A 17,623-nucleotide genomic window follows, 5' to 3' on the forward strand; every position below is an offset into this window, starting at 1 on the left:
GCAGGCGTGACCGGGGCGGACGTGGCGGCGTCCACCCCGGCCGGCCTGTGAGCGTCCACTGTAGGCGATGATCTTGAGAAGTGCCCCTCGATCGGGAAGTTACGCTCTGATCGGGTGATGTGTGACACAACGGCGGCTCACGAAACGGGGCCGTATCGGCGCTGTTCGCAGGCCATCTGCGGACAATTCGGCCGCGCGGCTCGCCGCGGCGACCGGGGAACGATTACCTAACGGTCCGCGCGAAACCTAACCTTGGGTGGTACCTTTCGGCGTCGACTTGACGGGCCGCGGCACGGCCAGGCCTGGCAATATCGCGCGCCCGAGCGAACCGAGATGGCGGCGCACCAGCAGCCGGCGATGGACGAGGGAATGCATCACGCCAACTATCACTACGGTCACGCCCACCTGTTGGCCCGCTACTGCGATCTGCCCGATCCGCTGCACCCGCCCCGCCTGCAGGGCTATCTCCAGCACGGCTGGAACATGGGTGACGGCCTCGCCCCGGGCACTCCGTTCGTAGACGGCAGCAAGATCTTCGTCTGGTCCGAGGAGACGCGTCGTCGTTCCTGGTCGCAGGGTCGCCGCGACGTCATCGTGGTCGGTGCCCCGTTCGCGTACCTGCTCGAGATGGAACCCGAGCCGGCCGACGCCCCCGAGCCCGAGGGGACGATCTTCTACCCGTTCCACGGCTGGGAGGGTCAGCAGATCAGCGGCGACCACCAGAAGCTGATCGACGAGGTCAAGGCCGTCGAGACGGGTCCGGTGACCGCCTGCCTGTACTGGAACGAGTACAGGATGAAGAGCGTGCGCAAGATCTACGAAAACGCCGGTTTTCGGGTGATCTGTCACGGTTACCGTGGTTTCTGGTGGCGTGACCACAACCGCGAGTTCCTCGTCGGCCAGCTCAAAGAGCTGCGTAAGCACCGCCGAGTAGTGTCGAACCGGCTGTGCAGTGCCGTCTGGTACGGCGCTCTGGCCGGCCGGGAGGCCGCCGTCTACGGCGACCCGATGGTCCTTGACAACGCTGACCCCACGTTCGGCGGCGAGCCCCGTCTACGCCGGCAGTGGCCTGAGCTTTATGGGCACCAGACCGACAACGCGGTCACCCACGCGCTGGCCCGCCGGCAGCTGGGTGCCGACGAGTTGGCCCAACCCGACGAACTGCGCGCCATCCTGGGCTGGCCCGCTTCCACAGAGAAGGTGAAGTGATGTCGGAGCGCTCCGCTGCCCTGCTTCCGAACCAGGGTACGGACTTCGAAGCCGCGCTCTCGGCGCCGCCGGTGAACAACCTGCGGCGTATCGGCGGCGAGATGTTCGCCTGGAGCGACCGCGACCCGCAGCGCAGCGAACCGCTGCCGCGCGGCGCCGTCCTTCGCCATCTGCTGAGCCAGTACGCCGGCCCGGGCCGCACGGTCCTGGTCGCGGGCCCGCACGCCGAGGAGGTCGTGGTCGCCCTGGCCGACAGCGGCGCCTCGGTGAGCTGGCTGCTGCGTTCGCTGATCGACGCCGAGGAGGCGGCCCGCAACCACTCGCGGGTCACCGTCCTGGCCGGCGCCGCGATCAAGCTCGACGCCGCCGAGAAGTTCGACCTCGTGGTCGCCGCCGACGGTGTCGACCGGCTGAACTCGGCCGAGGGCGAGCAGATGTCGGCCGCCCAGCTCATCGACCGCCTCGCCGCGGCCGTCCAGCCCGACGGCGTGCTGCTGCTGGTGCACGACAACCACTTCGGTGTGCACCACACCGTCCGGCTCGAGCCCGGCGACCGCGAGCGTCTCGACTCGGACTGGTACGACCCCGAGGACGACAACGACACGCAATACCCGGCGTCGCCGGAGCAGCTGGCGGCCCGGCTCGCCGAGTCCGGCCTGACGGTCGCCGCCTCGTACGCCGCCTTCCCCGAGCCGGCCGCCCCGACCGTGCTGGTCGGCCCGGGCCTGCTGGGCGAGGTCTCCTCCCCGCTGCGCCCGCGCCTGGGCACGGCGCTGTCCCAGGCCTTCGCCGCCGCCTATCGTGGCCGAGCGGTGCTCAGCGACCCCCGTCGCCTGGTCCGCCGCGCGCTGCGGGCCGGTGCCGAGGGCACGGTCGCCCCGGCCTGGCTGGTCATCGCCCGCGGTTCCGACCAGGCCACCGCGGTCCCGGCCCACGAGCTGCTGATCGGCGACGCGCACGGCACCTTCGCGTACGAGGTGGCCGCCTCCGCCGACGGCGCGGTGCGCACCACCGTCCTGGAGCAGCTCGAAGGCCCGATCGAGCGGGAGGGTCTGCGCCGCATCAGCGAGCCGGAGGCCCCCGGCACCGACGACGGTTTCGTGCTCGAGGAGCGCCTGCTGCACCTCGCGGCCACCAACGACCTGCGCCACATGCGGATCGAGCTGGCCCGCTACGACTCCTGGCTGCGCTCGCAGGCCCAGGAGGGCATGCTCACCGGCCCGGTCGCCCTGGCCGGCCTGGCCGACGTCTTCCTCACCGAGGACGGCCCGTCGCTGCTGCCGACCCGCTGGGAGCCGGTCGAGCCGATCCCGCTCGAGACCGCCGAGATCCGCGCGGTCTGGCTGTTCGCCGTCCAGCTGGTCACCTCGGGTCAGCCGCACCCGTGGTCGATCGCCTCGTCGGCCGTCGACCTGACCGCGATCCTGCTCGGCATGGTCGGCCTGGGCGTCGACGCCGACCGGGTCCGGGCGGCGGTCGAGCTGCACGTCCGGCTCGAGACGGCCGAGTTCGAGCTGAGCCTGTCCGACCAGCACGACCGGCGGCTGCAGCTGCTGTCCGTGTCGCCGGGCTCGGCCCAGGTCGACGTGGCCGGTTTCCGCGAGCTCACTGAGGCGCTGTGGCGTCAGCGCTACGAGGCGAGCCATCTGCTGGCGATGATGGACTGGACCGAGCAGATGATCAAGTCGCGCGACCTCGCGGTCAGCAAGATGGACTGGGAGGTTCAGTTCTACAAGAAGACCTGGGCCGGCCGGTTCCTCTGGGTCTCGCGCAGCGCCTACCGGGTGCTCATGCGCGACGGCCGCAAGTTCGTGCGGGGCCGCCGGGCGCGCAAGGCGGCCGAGGCGCAGTCCAACGCCGTACGGTGACGGCGGGCTCGGCAGGCCGCCGAAGCGCAGGCCAAACGCCGTGAAATGACAAAATCGGGGGCCCCGGGTGGGGCCCCCGATTTTTTCTCTCTTAGACCAGGTCCCAGCTCAGCGGGGTGCCCTTGGCCGCGTCGGCCGTGAAGGTGCGGCCCATGACCAGCCCGATCGAGTCGGGCTCGAGGCCACCGGTAGGACGGATCGACCGGACGTTCTCCGGCGTGACCTTGTCGCCCGCCTTGACGTCGGCCACCACATAGAGCGACCGGCGGAAGCGCAGGCCCTCCTTCTCGGCCTCGGTCGGGCCGATGTGCGTGGTGCCCAGCGCCTGCCAGGCCCGCTCCGACTCGATCCGCAGCGCCTTGAGCTCGGCCGGCTCCAGCGAGAAGGCCGAGTCGACGCCGCCGTCGGCGCGGTCCAGCGTGACGTGCTTCTCGATCAGGCAGGCGCCGAACGCGACCGAAGCGATCGGCACACCGATGCCGTGCGTGTGGTCGCTGAGGCCGATCGGCAGCTCGAGCATCTGGGCCAGCACGGGGATGCGGCGCAGGTTGGTGAACTCCGGCGGGGCCGGGTACGACGCCGTGCAGCTGAGCACGGTGATGTCGGTGGCGCCGACACCCTGGGCGGCCTCGACCGCGGCCGCGATCTCCTTCACCGACGCCATGCCGGTGGAGATGATGATCGGCTTGCCGGTGCTCGCGGCGAGGCGGATCAGCGGCAGGTCGGTGATCTCGGACGACGCGATCTTGTACATCGGGGCGTCGAGCTTCTCGAGCAGTTCCACCGCCGTACGGTCGAACGGGCTGGAGAACGGCGTGATGCCCCGCTCGCGGGCCCGCTCGAAGATCGGCTGGTGCCAGTCCCACGGCGTGTGGGCGCGCTCGTACAGGTCGTAAAGATAGGCCTCGGACCACAGCTCGTGGCCCTTGGAGATCTGGAAGCGCGGGTGTTTGACGTCCACGGTCATGGTGTCGGCCGTGTACGTCTGGATCTTGATGGCGTCCGCGCCGTTGTCGGCCGCCGCGTCGACCAGCGCGAGCGCCCGGTCGAGGGAGCCGTTGTGGTTCCCGGACATCTCCGCGACGATGTACGGCCGCTTGTCGGGCCCGAACTTAGTCATTACTTCCCTCTCTCCGTCCAGACGACGGTCTTCATCTCGCCGTCGACGAGCCGTTCGTAGCGCCGCGTCTCCTTGAAGCCGAACCGGCGGTGGAGCGCGAGCACCTGCTTGTTGTCGGCGAGTGTTTCCCCGCCCAGAGTCTCCAGGCCGAGTGGGCCGAAGGCGTAATCCACGGCTTCCTTCTCGAGCCGCATCCACGCCGCGAGCAACCGGTCGCCCAGGCCTTCGCTGTCGAGGTAGAACGACCAGGTGTTCTCGTTGAAGATCACGACACCGGCCGGCGTCCCCCGATCGTCTTCGTAGATCAGCACATCACGCCAGCGGTTTTCCCACCACTTCGCGTGCTCCTCGGGCTTGATCTCGTGCGTGGTCAGGCTCACCGCACGCACCGACTCGTGGTTGCGCCAGGGCAGGATCATGTCCCGTTCGGCGTAGGTCGCAGGTCGCAGCACAGTGACAAAGTATGGCCGCCCCGCGCTCCGTTCCGCCGGGGACCTCGGTCACAGCGCGATTCCTCACCTTTGCCGGTCACCCGCCGATGACTCCGGAAGCAATTTTCTCACCGAGAGGCGGACCGGATGGGCGTGCTCAGGGGTCGGCCCGGCCGACCACTCCTCGCGTCCGGGTTGTTGCTGCTGTTCGCGGTGGTCGCGTTCGCGATCAACTCGGTCGAACCGGTGATCCCCTGGGTGGTCCTCTGGTTGCCCGGCGTCATCGCGGCCGGGGTGCTCGGGGTCGAGAGCCGGCGAACCGCCCGCACCGAGCACCTGCCGCCGCAGGTCCGGCAGTTCTGGGGCCGGATCGCCGTGGTCTGCGTGCCGGTCGGCCTCGGCAACGCGGCCCAGGCCTATCACGTGCTCAGCGCGCCCGACCCGGCCCGCGCGGGTGTCGGGGCCGGGCAGATCGTGTTCCAGGGCATCGCCGTCCTGCTCGTCATGTATGCCCTGCTCCGCCTGCCCTACGGCACCCAGACCCGGGGCGAGCTGTTCCGGGTGGTGCTCGACGCGAGCACCGTCATGCTGGCCTGCGCCGTCTTCCTGTGGCACTTCTCGGCCCGCTACGCGCTCGAGGACGACCCCCGGATGCAGTACCCGGCGCTGGCGCTGAGCCTGCTCGCGCTGCTCGCCGTCTTCGCGGTCGCCAAGTTCCTGCTGACCAGCCAGAACCACATGGCCGCGGGCGCCCTGCGCATGATCGGGGTCGCGGTGGCCATCGGCGCCCTCGGACCGATCCTGCGACCGCTGATCGCCCCGGTCGACCCCAACCTGTTCCCCGACATGATCGACCTGCCCGCGCTCTTCTTCTGCGCCGCGATCGCCACCCGCCGTCAGCGCGCCGCCCGGACCGGTCCGCTCCGCGGCGCGAAGCCGGTCCGCCGGCGCCCGTTCAGCTTCCTGCCCTACCTGGCCGTCGCCGCCGTCGACGGGCTGCTGCTCGCGGTGAGCTGGCAGGCCGACAGCGCCGACCGCCGGATCGTGGTGGTCGCGGCCGTGCTGCTCACCGCGGTCGTTGTGATCCGCCAGATGACCGCGTTCCGCGACAACGGCCGTCTGCTTCAGCGCCTCGACCACGGGGCCACCCACGACGCGCTCACCCAGCTGCCCAACCGGGTGCTCTTCCACGAGCGGCTGCGGCGGGCCGTGGAGGCGCCCGACCGCCGGCCCGTCGCCGTCGCGCTGATCGACCTCGACGACTTCAAGGAGGTCAACGACACGCTCGGGCACGAGGTCGGCGACCAGCTGCTGATCGCGGTCGCCCAGCGCCTGAACGGCTGCGTACGCGCCGAGGACACGGTGGCCCGCCTCGGCGGCGACGAGTTCGTCGTGGTGCTCGACGGCGCCGACCCGCAGGCGGCCGACCTCGCCGCTCAACGCATGATCGACTCGCTCCGGGCGCCCGTGTCGGCCGACGGGCACGAGCTGCCGATCCGGGCCAGCATCGGCATCGCCGACGGGCGCGCCGGGGATGACCCGAGCGTGATGCTGCGGCAGGCCGACATCGCGATGTACGCCGCCAAGGCCATTCCCGGTACGGCGTCGTTGCACTACCAGCCCGAGATGGCCGGTAACGCCGACCTGGGTGCCGAGCTTCCCGGTGCGATCCGTGACGACCAGCTGTTCCTGCTCTTCCAGCCGATCGTCGCCCTCGACGGGGACCGCCGTGTGCTGGGCGCCGAAGCCCTGGTCCGCTGGGCCCACCCCGCGCACGGCACGCTGGCGCCCGACGCCTTCATCCCGGTCGCCGAACGCACCGGGATGATCGTCCCGCTCAGTCGCTGGGTGCTGCGGGCCGTGCTGAGCCGCATGTCGGCCTGGCCGGCCGGCACCGCGGTGAACATCAACATCTCGGCCCGGGACCTGCGCGAGCCCGACTTCGCCGAGACCGTGGCCGGTCTGCTCGCGGAACACGGGGTCGCTCCCGGACGGGTCACCCTGGAGATCACCGAGTCGATGCCGGTCGAGCCCGGGGAGTCCCTGGCCGTGCTGCGCGACCTGCGCGACCTCGGCGTGAAGTTTGCGCTCGACGACTTCGGCACCGGCAGCTCGACGCTGAGCCTGCTGCACGACGTGCCGGTCGACGAGGTCAAGCTCGACCGTTCGTTCAGCCAGGCGGCGCCCGATGACCGGCTCACGGTCGCGGCCGGCGTCGCGCACCTGGCCCAGGCGATGAGCCTGCACGCCGTCGCCGAGGGGGTCGAGACCGAGGAGCAGGCCGAGCGGCTGCGTGGGCTCGGCTACCGGGCCGCGCAGGGCTACCTGTTCGCCCGCCCTATGCCCGCCGCCGACTTCGAGGCGATGCTGCCCTTGACGTCCGTCCCCGCCTAGAGGTTCGTCCCCGCCCAGTAGATCGTCCCTGCCTAGAAGTAGCCGGCCAAGTAGGTGAGGGAGGCCGCCCGGTCCTCGTTCGCCGTGTGCGGGCGGCGCAGCTCGTCGGCGTAGATCGCGATATCGGCCAACATCCACCACAGCCGGTAGAACCCGATCAACTCCGGCGACACCCTCCGCCCGGTCTCCCGCTCGTAGCGCCCCAGCAGTTCGGCGTCGTCACCCGGCCCGCTGCCGAACATGGCGCCGGTCAGCATCCACAGGTCACGCTCGGCCGGCGCCAGAAGCACGGTGTCCCAGTCGATCAGTCGAAGACCTTCCGCCGTACGCAGGAAGTTGCCCGGATGTGGCTCGCCGTGCGTGACCACCCACCCCGCCGGGTCACGTGCGGCCCGGGCCAGGTCGTCGAACTCGGCCAGCCACCCGCGCACCCGTTCCGCATGCTCGGCCAGCACCCGGTGGGCCGCCTCGCCGTAGGGCCCGGACGTCCACGGCCGTGCGAGGCCGTTCAGGGCCTCCTCGAGCCCGGCTCGCCCCGGCAGCCGCAGGGCGGTGCGCGGCGCCGTCGAGGCCACGGCCGGGGTGGCCCGGTGGAGCGCGATCAGCAGGTCGAGCACCCGGTCACGCTGCTCGGGCGGATGCGGCCCGAAATCACCGGCGACGCCCTCGACCATCGGGTAGACGGAGAGCAGGTGTCGAGGGCTCAATGCCCGTACGGTCGTGCCGTCCTCCGCGGGCACGGGAGCGATCACGAAGGGGAGCCGCAGTGCCGTGGCCGTGCTCAGAGCCCGTTCGAGCCCCGCGGCGTCGCCCCGGGTGTCGACCGTGACGAACCACCGGCCGCCGACCGCCCAGTGGTAGCCGCCGGCGCCGACGGGCAGGTAGGTCAGCTTCCCGTGCACGCCCCATCCGGCGGCGAGTCCACGCCGCAGATCGTCGTCGATCAGGCCCTCAGGTCGCTCCCGCATGCCGAGCATTCTGGCCCGCCGGCCGACGGCCCGGGGTCCGCCCTGTGGACAACGCGGGAGTGTGGATAACCCTGGGCCGCTCCCCACGGCGACCTACGCTGGGCGCGCGCGCCTCTTCCTTAGACCCAGGGCGGGTGGGGGAGGTGGTGGCGTAACTGCTCATCCAGGGGCGGCGGTGACGCGACCGCCCATCCAGACGCGACCGCCCATCCAGACGCGACCGCCCATCCAGGGCGGCGGTGACGCGGCCGCCTGTCCGGGGAGGCGGGGCGTGGGGATCAGGGGAAGAGCAAGTCGTTGAGGGCGGCGCCGGTCAAAGGCTCGGCGAAGTAGTAGCCCTGGCCCATCTCGCAGTTGCCGCCCGCCAACGACGTCAACTGGCCGGCGTGCTCGATGCCCTCGGCGACCGTCGAGAGTTGCAGCGCGCGGCCCAGCTGGATGATGCCGTGGGTGAGGGCGGCCGCGGTGGGCTCGTCCACCACGTCGTCCACGAAGGATTTGTCGATCTTGATGATGTCGACCGGGAAGCGGCGCAGGTAGGCCAGGGACGAGTAGCCGGTGCCGAAGTCGTCGATGGCCAGGCGCAGGCCCAGCGCCTTGAGTTCCTCGAGGCGCCGCAGCGTGGCCGGGCGGTGGTCGACCAGCAGCGACTCGGTCAGCTCGAGCACGAGCTGCGAGGCCGGCAGGTGGGCGTCGGTCAGCGCCGACTCGACGACCTGGATCAGCGAGGCCTGGTCGAGCTGCACGGCCGACAGGTTGACGCTGACGGTCAGCGGCGGGCCCTCGCGGCGGGCGTTCCACTCGGCGACCCGGGTGGTGGCCTCGCGCAGCACCCATTCGCCGATCGGCACGATCATGCCGGTCTCCTCGGCGAGCGGGATGAAGTCCATCGGCGGCACGATGCCGCGCTCGGGGTGCATCCAGCGGATCAGGGCCTCGACGCCGGTGATCTCGTTGGTCCGCAGGTGCACGATCGGCTGGTAGCGCAGCTCGAACTCGTGCCGCAGCACCGCGCGGCGCAGGTCGGCCTCCAGCGCGATGTGGGCCTGGAACGCCTCCTGCATGGCCGGCTCGAACACCTCGTACCGGTCCTTGCCGAGCTTTTTCGCCTGATACATCGCAAGGTCGGCGTGGACCATGAGCACCGAACCGGCGTGCTCGGCGGGCGCGCTGAACGCGACGCCGATGCTGGAGCTGATGAACGTCTCGGCGCCGAGCAGGTCGAACGGCTCGCGCAGCGCGGTCAGGATGCGGTCGGCGATCGGCATCGCCTCGGCCGCGCTGTTCAGGCCGGGCAGCAGCACGGCGAACTCGTCGCCGCCGAGACGCGCGGCCGTGTCGCCCTCGCGCAGGCAGCTCTGGATCCGCGACGCCACACCGGTCAGCAGTTTGTCGCCCGCCGCGTGCCCGAGTGAGTCGTTGACGACCTTGAAACGGTCGAGGTCGACGAAGAGGACGGCCCCGCCGGGACCGGTGGGGCTGAGCGTCTCCTCCAGGCGGGTCTGGAACAGGGCCCGGGTGGCCAGGCCGGTCAGCGCGTCCAGGAACGCCTGGTTCATCGCCTCCTGGGTGCGCGCGTCGGTCAGCGCCAGGCTGAGGTGGTCGGCGAAGGCCTGCAGGATCTCGCGGGCCGGCTTGTCCCAGTCGCGCGGCCGGCCGTAGGTGCCGACCGCGATGCTGCCCGAAACCTGCCCGTTCTCGTGCACGGGCGTGGCCATGATCGAGCGGAGGTGCGCGGAGGTCATGGGGGACAGCGCGATCGGCGAGGTCGTGTAGTCCTCGACCGCGATCAGCTCGTCGCCCAGGATGGCCAGGCCGGAGACGCCGCCGGCCGTGACCGGGACGCGCTGGAGCTTGGCCGCCACGTCGGCGGGCACGCCGGTCGACGCGACGACGCTGCCCACCGAGAGGTCGTCCCGATCGAGCAGGCTGATCGCGACCATGTCGACACCGAGCAGGTCGCGCACGGCGGCGGCGACCATGTCGAAGACCTGCGGTACGGGCATACGCCGCCCGATGGCCCGCTGGACGTTGCCGAGCTCCTCGAAGACCCGGCGGCCGTGGTCGAGGTAGCCGAGCAGCCGGCCGTTCTCCTCGGCGTAGCGGCGCTCGGACTCGATGACGTGCAGCGACTGGAGGCTGAGCTCGAGCACGCGGGCCATGCCCCGGAGCAGGCACACCTCTTCGGCGGTGAACGGGCTGCTGACCCGGCCCAGAACCAGCACGCCGGGACTTGTGCCGCTGATCGTGGCGAACGTGACCGCGTACCGGCCGTCGCCCAGGTCGAGGCTGGCGCGCCGGCCGACCGCGATCTCGGCCAGCGTGTACGCGGGAACCTGGTCGGCGGGCAGGCCGATGGAGGCCACCACCCCGCCGTCGATCATCAGGATCGCGACGTCGGCGTCGAGGGCGCGCGCGGCGCACTCCACGGCAGCGTGATGCGCGGCCGGTCCGGCGGGCCGGTCGGCCACCGCGGACAGGAACTCTGTCAGTTGATCCGTCGCAAGCACGGGTTGTAAGTCGGCCCTGGCGGGGCGGATCTGAGGAATCCAGGCTCGCCCGAGCTCACATGACCGGTCACGATGTGGTCATGATTTCCGCGCAAACGGTCAAGTGTTTTGGGAGCTTGATCATACTTTGAGGTGATCTTGCCCGGAGTTCGCGACCGGGCAAACGGGCAAGTAAACAACGAAACAGCGGAGCTTGTGATGGAGGCCACAGGTTTCTTCGGTGTTACAAATAGGTCGGTCAACGAGGGCGGAGGTGGCGGCAATTGAATGCGGACGAGCGGCAGCATCAGATCGTCGCGCTGGCCCGCCGGCACGGTGAGGTCGAGGTCGCGAAACTCGCGGCGGAACTCGACGTCTCGGCCGAAACCATTCGTCGTGATCTGCGGCTGCTCGAAAAGCACGGCCTGATTCGGCGTACGCATGGCGGCGCGTACCCGGTGGAGACCGCGAAATTCGAGACCGACCTCGCGATGCGGACCATTCGCGGCGTCCCCGAGAAGCGACGGATCGCGGCCGCCGCGGTCGGGCTGATCGGAGACGCCGAGACGATCTTCATCGACGAGGGCTTCACTCCTCAGCTGATCGCCGAGGCGTTGCCCACCGACCGGCCGCTCACCGTGGTGACGGCCTCGCTCAACACCGCGGCCTGGCTGGCCGCCTCCACGCCGGCCACGGTATTGCTGCTCGGGGGCCGGGTGCGGGGGCGCACCCTGGCCACCGTCGACCACTGGGCCGGCAACATGCTCTCCGGCTTCGTGATCGACCTGGCCTTCGTCGGGGCCAACGGGATTTCCCGCGAGGTCGGGCTCACCACGCCGGACCCGGCCGTCGCGGATGTGAAGGCGCGTGCGGTGGCGGCGGCCCGTCGTCGCATCTTCGTCGGCATTCACACGAAATTCGGTGTCCGCACATTCTGTCGATTCGCCGAGATATCTGATTTCGAGTCACTGGTCACGGACACCGCATTGCCGGTTTCCGAGGCGAACCGCTATGCCCGGTTGGGACCACAGGTCATCCGGGTCTGAATCAAAGTTTTACTACTCCCTACTCGCCGTTTTCGAATAAAACGGAGGTTCCACCATGCCCAGAAAACTCGCCATGGCGACGGCTGCCGCGGCAGCCGGCGTGCTGCTGGTGACGGCCGGCTGTTCCGGCGCCGGTTCGACCGGCGGCGGCAGCGGCGACTCCGCCGACAACACCATCACGGCGCTGATGGTCGGCAACCCGCAGATGGAGGACATCCAGAAGCTGACCGCCGACAACTTCACCAAGCAGACCGGGATCACCGTGAAGTTCACGATCCTCCCGGAGAACGAACTTCGCGACAAGGTGACCCAGGACGTCGCCAACCAGGGCGGACAGTACGACGTCGCCACCGTGGGCGCCTACGAGGTGCCGATCTGGGCCAAGAACGGCTGGCTGCACGAGGTCTCGACGCAGGCCCAGGCCGACTCCGCGTACGACGTGAACGACCTGATCAAGCCGATGGTGTCGTCGCTGAGCGGCGAGGACGGCAAGATGTACGCCGCCCCGTTCTACGGCGAGTCGTCGTTCCTCATGTACAACAAGGAGCTCTTCGAGGCCAAGGGCATCACGATGCCCGAGAAGCCGACGTGGGCCCAGGTCGCCGAGTACGCGGCCAAGCTCGACGACAAGAGCAAGGGCATCTCGGGCATCTGCCTGCGCGGACTGCCCGGCTGGGGTGAGCTGTTCGCGCCGCTCACCACGGTCGTCAACACGTACGGCGGCACCTGGTTCGACAAGGACTGGAACGCCCAGGTCAACTCGCCCGAGTTCAAGGCGGCGACCGACTTCTACGTGAACCTGCTCAAGCAGCACGGTCAGCCCGGCGCCCCGCAGTCCGGCTTCACCGAGTGCCTCAACACGTTCGGCCAGGGCAAGGCGGCCATGTGGTACGACGCCACCTCGGCGGCCGGCACCCTGGAGGACCCGAACGCCAGCAAGGTGGCCGGCAAGGTCGGTTACGCGTACGCCCCGGTGAACAAGACCGAGTACTCCGGCTGGCTGTGGACGTGGGCGTGGGCCATGCCCAAGACCACCAAGAAGGCCGACGCCGCCTGGAAGTTCATCTCGTGGGCGACCAGCAAGGACTACGAGAAGCTGGTCGGCGAGAAGCTCGGCTGGTCGCGCGTTCCGTCCGGCAAGCGCACCTCGACCTACTCGATCCCGGAGTACAAGGAGTCGGCCAAGGCGTTCGCGGACGTCACCCTCGGCTCGATCGAGCACGCCGACCCGACCAACCCCGGTGTGCAGCCCCGGCCCGCCCTGGGCGTGCAGTTCGTCGGCATCCCCGAGTTCGCCGACCTCGGCACCAAGGTGTCGCAAGAGGTGAGCGCGGCCATCGCCGGCAGCAACACGGTCGACAAGGCCCTGGCCGACGGTCAGAAGCAGGCCGAAGACGTGGCGAAGAAGTACAAGTAAGTGAGCACCTCCACGGTAGCCCGGCCGAGCAGGCGGACCCAGCCGCCTGCTCGGCCCACCAAGGGCGGAGCAAAGGACCGCTGGGTGCGACGGGCGCCGCTGCTGCCCGCGCTGATCTTCGCGATCATCGTCACGCAGGTGCCGTTCCTGTACACGCTCTACCTCTCGACGCTGAGCTGGAACGCCCTGCGGCCCGGGGACAAGCCGTTCGTCTGGCTCGACAACTACGTCACGGTGCTCTCCGACTCGCGGCTACGGTCGGCACTGCTCAACACCGTGGTCCTCACGGCCGGCGCGGTGATCTTCTCGGTCATCCTCGGCCTGGTGTTCGCGCTGCTGCTGGACCGCAAGTTCCTCGGCCGCGGGATCGTCCGGACCATGCTGATCACGCCGTTCCTGGTGATGCCGATCGCCGCCGCGCTGCTCTGGAAGCACGCGCTTTTCAACCCGACGTACGGCCTGATCAACGGTCTTTTCGGCGGCTCGACCGACTGGGTCTCGTCCTATCCGAAGGCCGCGGTCATCACCACGCTGGTGTGGCAGTGGACGCCGTTCATGATGCTGATCCTGCTGGCCGGCCTGCAGTCGCAGTCGCACGAGGTGCTCGAGGCGGCCCGCGTCGACGGCGCCAACGCCTGGCAGATCTTCACCAAGATGACGATCCCGCATCTGCGGCAGTACCTGGAGCTGGGCGCCCTGCTCGGCTCGATCTATCTGGTCAACACGTTCGACGCGATCTTCAGCATCACGCAGGGCGGTCCCGGCACGGCGACGACCAACCTGCCGTACGAGATCTACCTGACGATGTTCCGCAAGTTCGAGTACGGCGAGGCCTCCGCGGCCGGCGTCATCGTGGTGATCCTGACGATCATCGTGGCCACGTTCGCCCTGCGGGTCATCTCGGGCCTGTTCAAGGTGGAGGAGAACCGATGAGGGCCCTGTGCATGGTGGAGGAGAACCGATGAGGGCCCGGCTGCAGAACTCGGTCTGGGGCGTGGTGGCCTGGATCGCGGGGATCATCTTCGTGTTCCCGGTCATCTGGATGGTGCTGACCAGCTTCAAGCAGGAGGCCGACGCGGCCACCAACCCGCCGAGCTGGTTCTTCGCGCCAACCCTGGCCCAGTACGGCCAGGTCTTCGACCGCAACATCACGCCGTTCCTGCTCAACTCGCTGATGGCCAGCGTCTTCTCGACGATCCTGGTCGTGTTGCTGGCGACCCCGGCCGCCTACGCCCTGTCGTTGCGGCCGGTGGCCAAGTGGAGCGACTCGCTGTTCTTCTTCATCACGACGAAGATGATGCCGGCGGTGGCGGCCTTCCTGCCCGTCTATCTGCTGGTCAAGCACCTGGGCATGCTCGACAACGTGTGGACCATGGTCATCCTCTACACGAGCATGAACCTGCCGCTCGCGGTCTGGATGATGCGGTCGTTCCTGCTCGAGGTGCCGCGCGAGGTGCTCGAGGCGGGCGAGGTCGACGGCGCGAGCCTGATCACCTCGATCCGCAAGATCATCCTGCCGATCGTCAGCCCCGGCCTCGCGGCCACCGCGCTGATCTGCTTCATCTTCGCCTGGAACGAGTTCTTCCTGGCCGTCAACCTGACGGCCACCAACGCCAGCACGTCGCCGATCTTCCTGGTCGGGTTCATCTCCAGCGAGGGCGCGTTCCTGGCCCGGCTCTGTGCCGCCGCCACGATCGTGTCGCTGCCGGTGCTCATCGCCGGCTGGGTGGCGCAGAACAAGCTGGTCCGTGGTCTGTCGATGGGAGCCGTCAAGTGAAAGCGGCGGTCGTGGTCACGCCCGGGACGATCGAGATCCAGAACGTCCCGGACCCGGCCCCCGGTCCCACCGAGGTGGTGGTCAAGCCGGCCGCGGTCGGCATCTGCGGCACCGACCTGCACATCATGGACGGCGAGTTCGCCCCGTCGTTCCCGATCGTGCCCGGTCACGAGTTCGCCGGCGAGATCGTCGCCGTCGGCTCCGAGGTCTCCGACTATGCGGTCGGCGACCAGGTCGCGGTCGACCCGTCCCTGTACTGCGGTTACTGCTATTACTGCAAGCGGGCCCGGGGCAACCAGTGCGAGAACTGGAACGCGATCGGGGTGTCGGTGGCCGGTGGCGCGGCCGAGTTCGTGGCGGCGCCGATGGCCAACCTGTTCCAGCTGCCGAGCCACCTCGCGGCCAAGGACGCCGCTCTCATCGAGCCGCTTTCCTGCGCCGTACGGGGATTCGACGTGCTGCCCCGGGCGATGGCCACCTCGTACCTGATCTATGGCTCGGGGACGATGGGCCTGATGATGCTCGAGCTCGCGAAGCGGGCCGGTGCCGAGTCGGTGTCCATGGTGGACCTCAATCCGGCCCGGCTCGAGACCGCCCGCAAGCTCGGCTGCACCGCGGCCACCACCTCGGCCGACGAGCTCGACGCCCCGCGCGGCTGGGACGTGGTCATCGACTGCACCGGCGCCGAGGCGGCGATCAGGGACGGTCTGGCCCGGGTCGGCCGGGGCGGCACCTTCCTGCAGTTCGGCGTCTCCAACTACGACGCCCGGGTGGCGATCGAGCCGTACGAGATCTATCGGCGCGAGATCACCATCACCGGCTCGATGGCGGTGCTGCACAGCTTCGACCGGGCCGGTCAGCTGCTCGCGGCCGGGGTGCTCGACCCGTCGATCTTCGTCAGCCACCGGTTCCCGCTGGCCGACTACGCGTTCGCTCTCGACCAGTTCCGGGCCGGGGTCGGCAGGAAGATCCTCATCGAACCGTGAGTGAACCCTTACGGCCAGTTGTCAGGTAGTCACTCTTCAGATCAAATAGATGGGTGAGTACGACCCTGGCTCCGGGCCGGCTCGGCGCGGCCGCCGTCGCGTTCTTCGCGCTCGCCGCCACCGCGCCGATCGCGGTGCTGATCAACGTGGTGCCCGCCGCCTCTGCCACCGGCGGCGGGCCGTTGGTCCCTCTGAGCTTCCTGGCTCTGGGCATCGTGCTCCTGCTCTTCTCGGCCGGATATTCGGCCATGGCCCACCGCGCGCCGTTCGCCGGGGCGATGTACACCTATGTCACCCGCGGCCTGGGCCGTCCGGTCGGCGTCGGCGCCGCCTGGCTCGCCCTCGTCTGCTACCAGGCCATTCAGCTCGGCCTCTACGGCATGGTCGGCGCGGCCGCGGCGCCCATGCTGAACAGCTGGTTCGGTCTGGAGACACAGTGGTGGACGGTCGCCGCCGCCTGCTGGTTGCTGGTCGCGCTCTGCGGTCCCATCCGCTCCGAGGTCGGCAGCGGCCTGATCGCCCTGCTCGTGCTGGCCGAGGTCGCGGTCACGGCCGGGTTCACCGCGGCCAACATCATCGACCCCGGCGGCGGCCAGATCACCCGGGCCACCCTCGTGCCGTCCGGCGTCGACATGGGCGCCCTCGGGTTGTTGCTCGTCGTGGGCCTGCTCGCCTTCGCCGGTTTCGAGACCACCGGCACGTACGCCGAGGAGTCGATCCGCCCGCGGCGAGATCCCGGCCTGGCCACGTACGTGACCGTGGCCGCGATCGCCCTCCTGCTGGCCACCGCCTCGTGGTCGTTGAGCACGGCCGCCGGGGCCGGGCAGGTCACCGCGCTGGCCCGCGGCCGCGGCTCCGAGATGCTGTTCGACCTCGCCGCCGGTCGCCTCGCGCCGTGGGCCGTCACCCTGGGCCGGTTGATGCTGCTCACCGGCCTGTTCGCGGCGATCCTGGCGCTGCACCACGCGATCTCCCGCTACCTGTTCGCCCTGGGCCGCGAGCGGGTTCTCCCGGCCGCCCTGGGGCGCACCTCCCGGCGTACGCTCGCACCCCGCTCGTCGTCCTTGACACAGTCCGCCGTGGCCGCGTTGCTGCTGGCGGGAGCGGCCGTGGCCGGGGTCGCCGATCCGCCGCTGGCCGGCCGCCGCCTGGTGATCGCGGGCGGGCTCGGCATTCTGGTGCTGTTGCTGGTCACGTCGGTGGCCGCGCTGCTGCACCTCAACCAGGTGCCGAACGGCGAGGGCGCGTACACCCGATTCGTCGCCCCGGTGCTGTCCACAGTGGCGCTCGGCTCGCTGGGTTATCTGGCCTTCCGTGATCTTGGTGCGTTGTTCGGCGTACGGGAAAGCCTGTGGGTTGTGCCTCTGGCCCTGGTGACCGTCGGACTGATCGGTGCGCTGCACGCGCTGATACTGCGGGCCACCCGGCCGGTGATCTATGCGGGCATCGGCCAGGGTGGTGCTCCGGTGGTGGTAACGCCGCAGGTGCCGCGACCTCGAGCCGCCGAGGAACCGCAAGAGCCTCGAGAGCCGGGCGCGCACCGGCCTGAGCGTGTGAACCGCTGATGCGCGCGCCGGATCCGCGACCCGAGAGGGTACGGATCCGTGCGCTCGGCATGGACCCGGCAACCGGCCGGTTCCGGCCCAACGAGGCGGTCACCGCCGTACGCATCGAGGTGGAACTGGGCGTACGCCTGACCCGGGCCGAACCCGGTCATCGGGCGGACTGGTTCGACGAGGGCGGCCGCTCCTACGACGCGGTGGGCCCGTTCGCGGCGCACCGGTTCGATCAGCAGTGGACGCGGTTCTCGCAGCAGATCGTGCTGCACCTCAAGAAGGCGGACCTGGTGCCGGTGGACGTTTCGCTGTTCACCGCCGACCAGGTGGCAAGGGTGGAAAGGTTCCTGGCGGAGCGAGGT

Annotated in this window: 13 protein-coding genes; 9 read left to right on the forward strand and 4 right to left on the reverse strand. The window is 69.7% G+C overall.

Going from position 1 to position 17,623, the window contains the following annotated elements; translation table 11 throughout:
• Nucleotides 1-369: 369 nt before the first annotated feature.
• Both JIG36_RS21495 and JIG36_RS21500 read left to right on the forward strand, forming a co-directional pair.
• Nucleotides 370-1,209, forward strand: coding sequence for a hypothetical protein (locus tag JIG36_RS21495; RefSeq protein ID WP_203378271.1), 840 nt, complete (start codon nt 370-372; stop codon nt 1,207-1,209).
• The gene (locus JIG36_RS21500; protein ID WP_203378130.1) at nt 1,209-3,077 is read left to right on the forward strand and encodes a hypothetical protein; all 1,869 of its coding nucleotides are present in this window, start codon (nt 1,209-1,211) and stop codon (nt 3,075-3,077) included. The genes JIG36_RS21495 and JIG36_RS21500 overlap by 1 nt, the downstream gene beginning before the upstream one ends.
• Before the next feature lie 91 nt (nt 3,078-3,168).
• Here JIG36_RS21500 and pseI read toward each other — a convergent pair whose 3' ends face one another.
• Entirely contained in the window at nt 3,169-4,197 is a 1,029-nt protein-coding gene (gene pseI, locus JIG36_RS21505; RefSeq protein ID WP_203378131.1) for a pseudaminic acid synthase, read from the reverse strand.
• Nucleotides 4,197-4,649, reverse strand: a complete 453-nt coding sequence (locus JIG36_RS21510) for a GNAT family N-acetyltransferase (RefSeq protein WP_369076881.1) — start codon at nt 4,647-4,649, stop codon at nt 4,197-4,199. The genes pseI and JIG36_RS21510 overlap by 1 nt, the downstream gene beginning before the upstream one ends.
• 126 nt (nt 4,650-4,775) lie before the next feature.
• On the opposite strand from JIG36_RS21510, the gene JIG36_RS21515 reads away from it, so the two are divergent.
• The gene (locus JIG36_RS21515; RefSeq protein WP_203378132.1) at nt 4,776-7,022 is read left to right on the forward strand and encodes a putative bifunctional diguanylate cyclase/phosphodiesterase; all 2,247 of its coding nucleotides are present in this window, start codon (nt 4,776-4,778) and stop codon (nt 7,020-7,022) included.
• Nucleotides 7,023-7,054: 32 nt separating this feature from the next.
• Here the strand turns inward: JIG36_RS21515 and JIG36_RS21520 are convergent, their stop codons facing one another.
• Nucleotides 7,055-7,990 carry an aminoglycoside phosphotransferase family protein gene (locus JIG36_RS21520; RefSeq protein ID WP_236047852.1) on the reverse strand — a complete coding sequence of 312 codons (936 nt, stop codon included), beginning with the start codon at nt 7,988-7,990 and terminating at the stop codon, nt 7,055-7,057.
• Nucleotides 7,991-8,268: 278 nt separating this feature from the next.
• Nucleotides 8,269-10,500, reverse strand: coding sequence for a putative bifunctional diguanylate cyclase/phosphodiesterase (locus JIG36_RS21525; protein WP_307872834.1), 2,232 nt, complete (start codon nt 10,498-10,500; stop codon nt 8,269-8,271).
• Between the two features lie 263 nt (nt 10,501-10,763).
• On the opposite strand from JIG36_RS21525, the gene JIG36_RS21530 reads away from it, so the two are divergent.
• From JIG36_RS21530 to JIG36_RS21555, 6 genes are all read left to right on the forward strand, one after another.
• Nucleotides 10,764-11,525 (forward strand): DeoR/GlpR family DNA-binding transcription regulator, encoded by a 762-nt coding sequence (locus tag JIG36_RS21530; RefSeq protein WP_203378134.1) that lies wholly within the window; start codon nt 10,764-10,766, stop codon nt 11,523-11,525.
• A 55-nt stretch (nt 11,526-11,580) separates the two neighbouring features.
• Nucleotides 11,581-12,942 (forward strand): ABC transporter substrate-binding protein, encoded by a 1,362-nt coding sequence (locus tag JIG36_RS21535; protein WP_203378135.1) that lies wholly within the window; start codon nt 11,581-11,583, stop codon nt 12,940-12,942.
• An 84-nt stretch (nt 12,943-13,026) separates the two neighbouring features.
• Nucleotides 13,027-13,875, forward strand: a complete 849-nt coding sequence (locus JIG36_RS21540; protein ID WP_307872835.1) for a carbohydrate ABC transporter permease — start codon at nt 13,027-13,029, stop codon at nt 13,873-13,875.
• A 28-nt stretch (nt 13,876-13,903) separates the two neighbouring features.
• A complete protein-coding gene (locus JIG36_RS21545; RefSeq protein WP_203378137.1) occupies nt 13,904-14,719 on the forward strand; it encodes a carbohydrate ABC transporter permease in 816 nt (271 codons plus the stop codon).
• A complete protein-coding gene (locus JIG36_RS21550; protein WP_203378138.1) occupies nt 14,716-15,705 on the forward strand; it encodes a zinc-dependent alcohol dehydrogenase family protein in 990 nt (329 codons plus the stop codon). The genes JIG36_RS21545 and JIG36_RS21550 overlap by 4 nt, the downstream gene beginning before the upstream one ends.
• A 53-nt stretch (nt 15,706-15,758) precedes the next feature.
• Entirely contained in the window at nt 15,759-17,270 is a 1,512-nt protein-coding gene (locus JIG36_RS21555) for an APC family permease (RefSeq protein ID WP_203378139.1), read from the forward strand.
• Nucleotides 17,271-17,623: the final 353 nt, after the last annotated feature.

The sequence above is a fragment of the Paractinoplanes ovalisporus genome, assembly GCF_016834655.1.
Classification (GTDB): domain Bacteria; phylum Actinomycetota; class Actinomycetes; order Mycobacteriales; family Micromonosporaceae; genus Actinoplanes; species Actinoplanes ovalisporus.

Excerpts from the sequence above, each read along its gene's own strand:
- JIG36_RS21500 (WP_203378130.1), top strand. The coding sequence starts at position 1,209 with ATGTCGGAGCGCTCCGCTGCCCTGCTTCCGAACCAGGGTACGGACTTC.
- JIG36_RS21535 (WP_203378135.1), top strand. The coding sequence starts at position 11,581 with ATGCCCAGAAAACTCGCCATGGCGACGGCTGCCGCGGCAGCCGGCGTG.
- JIG36_RS21545 (WP_203378137.1), top strand. The coding sequence starts at position 13,904 with ATGAGGGCCCGGCTGCAGAACTCGGTCTGGGGCGTGGTGGCCTGGATC.
- JIG36_RS21515 (WP_203378132.1), top strand. The coding sequence starts at position 4,776 with ATGGGCGTGCTCAGGGGTCGGCCCGGCCGACCACTCCTCGCGTCCGGG.
- JIG36_RS21495 (WP_203378271.1), top strand. The coding sequence starts at position 370 with ATGCATCACGCCAACTATCACTACGGTCACGCCCACCTGTTGGCCCGC.
- JIG36_RS21520 (WP_236047852.1), bottom strand. The coding sequence starts at position 7,990 with ATGCGGGAGCGACCTGAGGGCCTGATCGACGACGATCTGCGGCGTGGA.
- pseI (WP_203378131.1), bottom strand. The coding sequence starts at position 4,197 with ATGACTAAGTTCGGGCCCGACAAGCGGCCGTACATCGTCGCGGAGATG.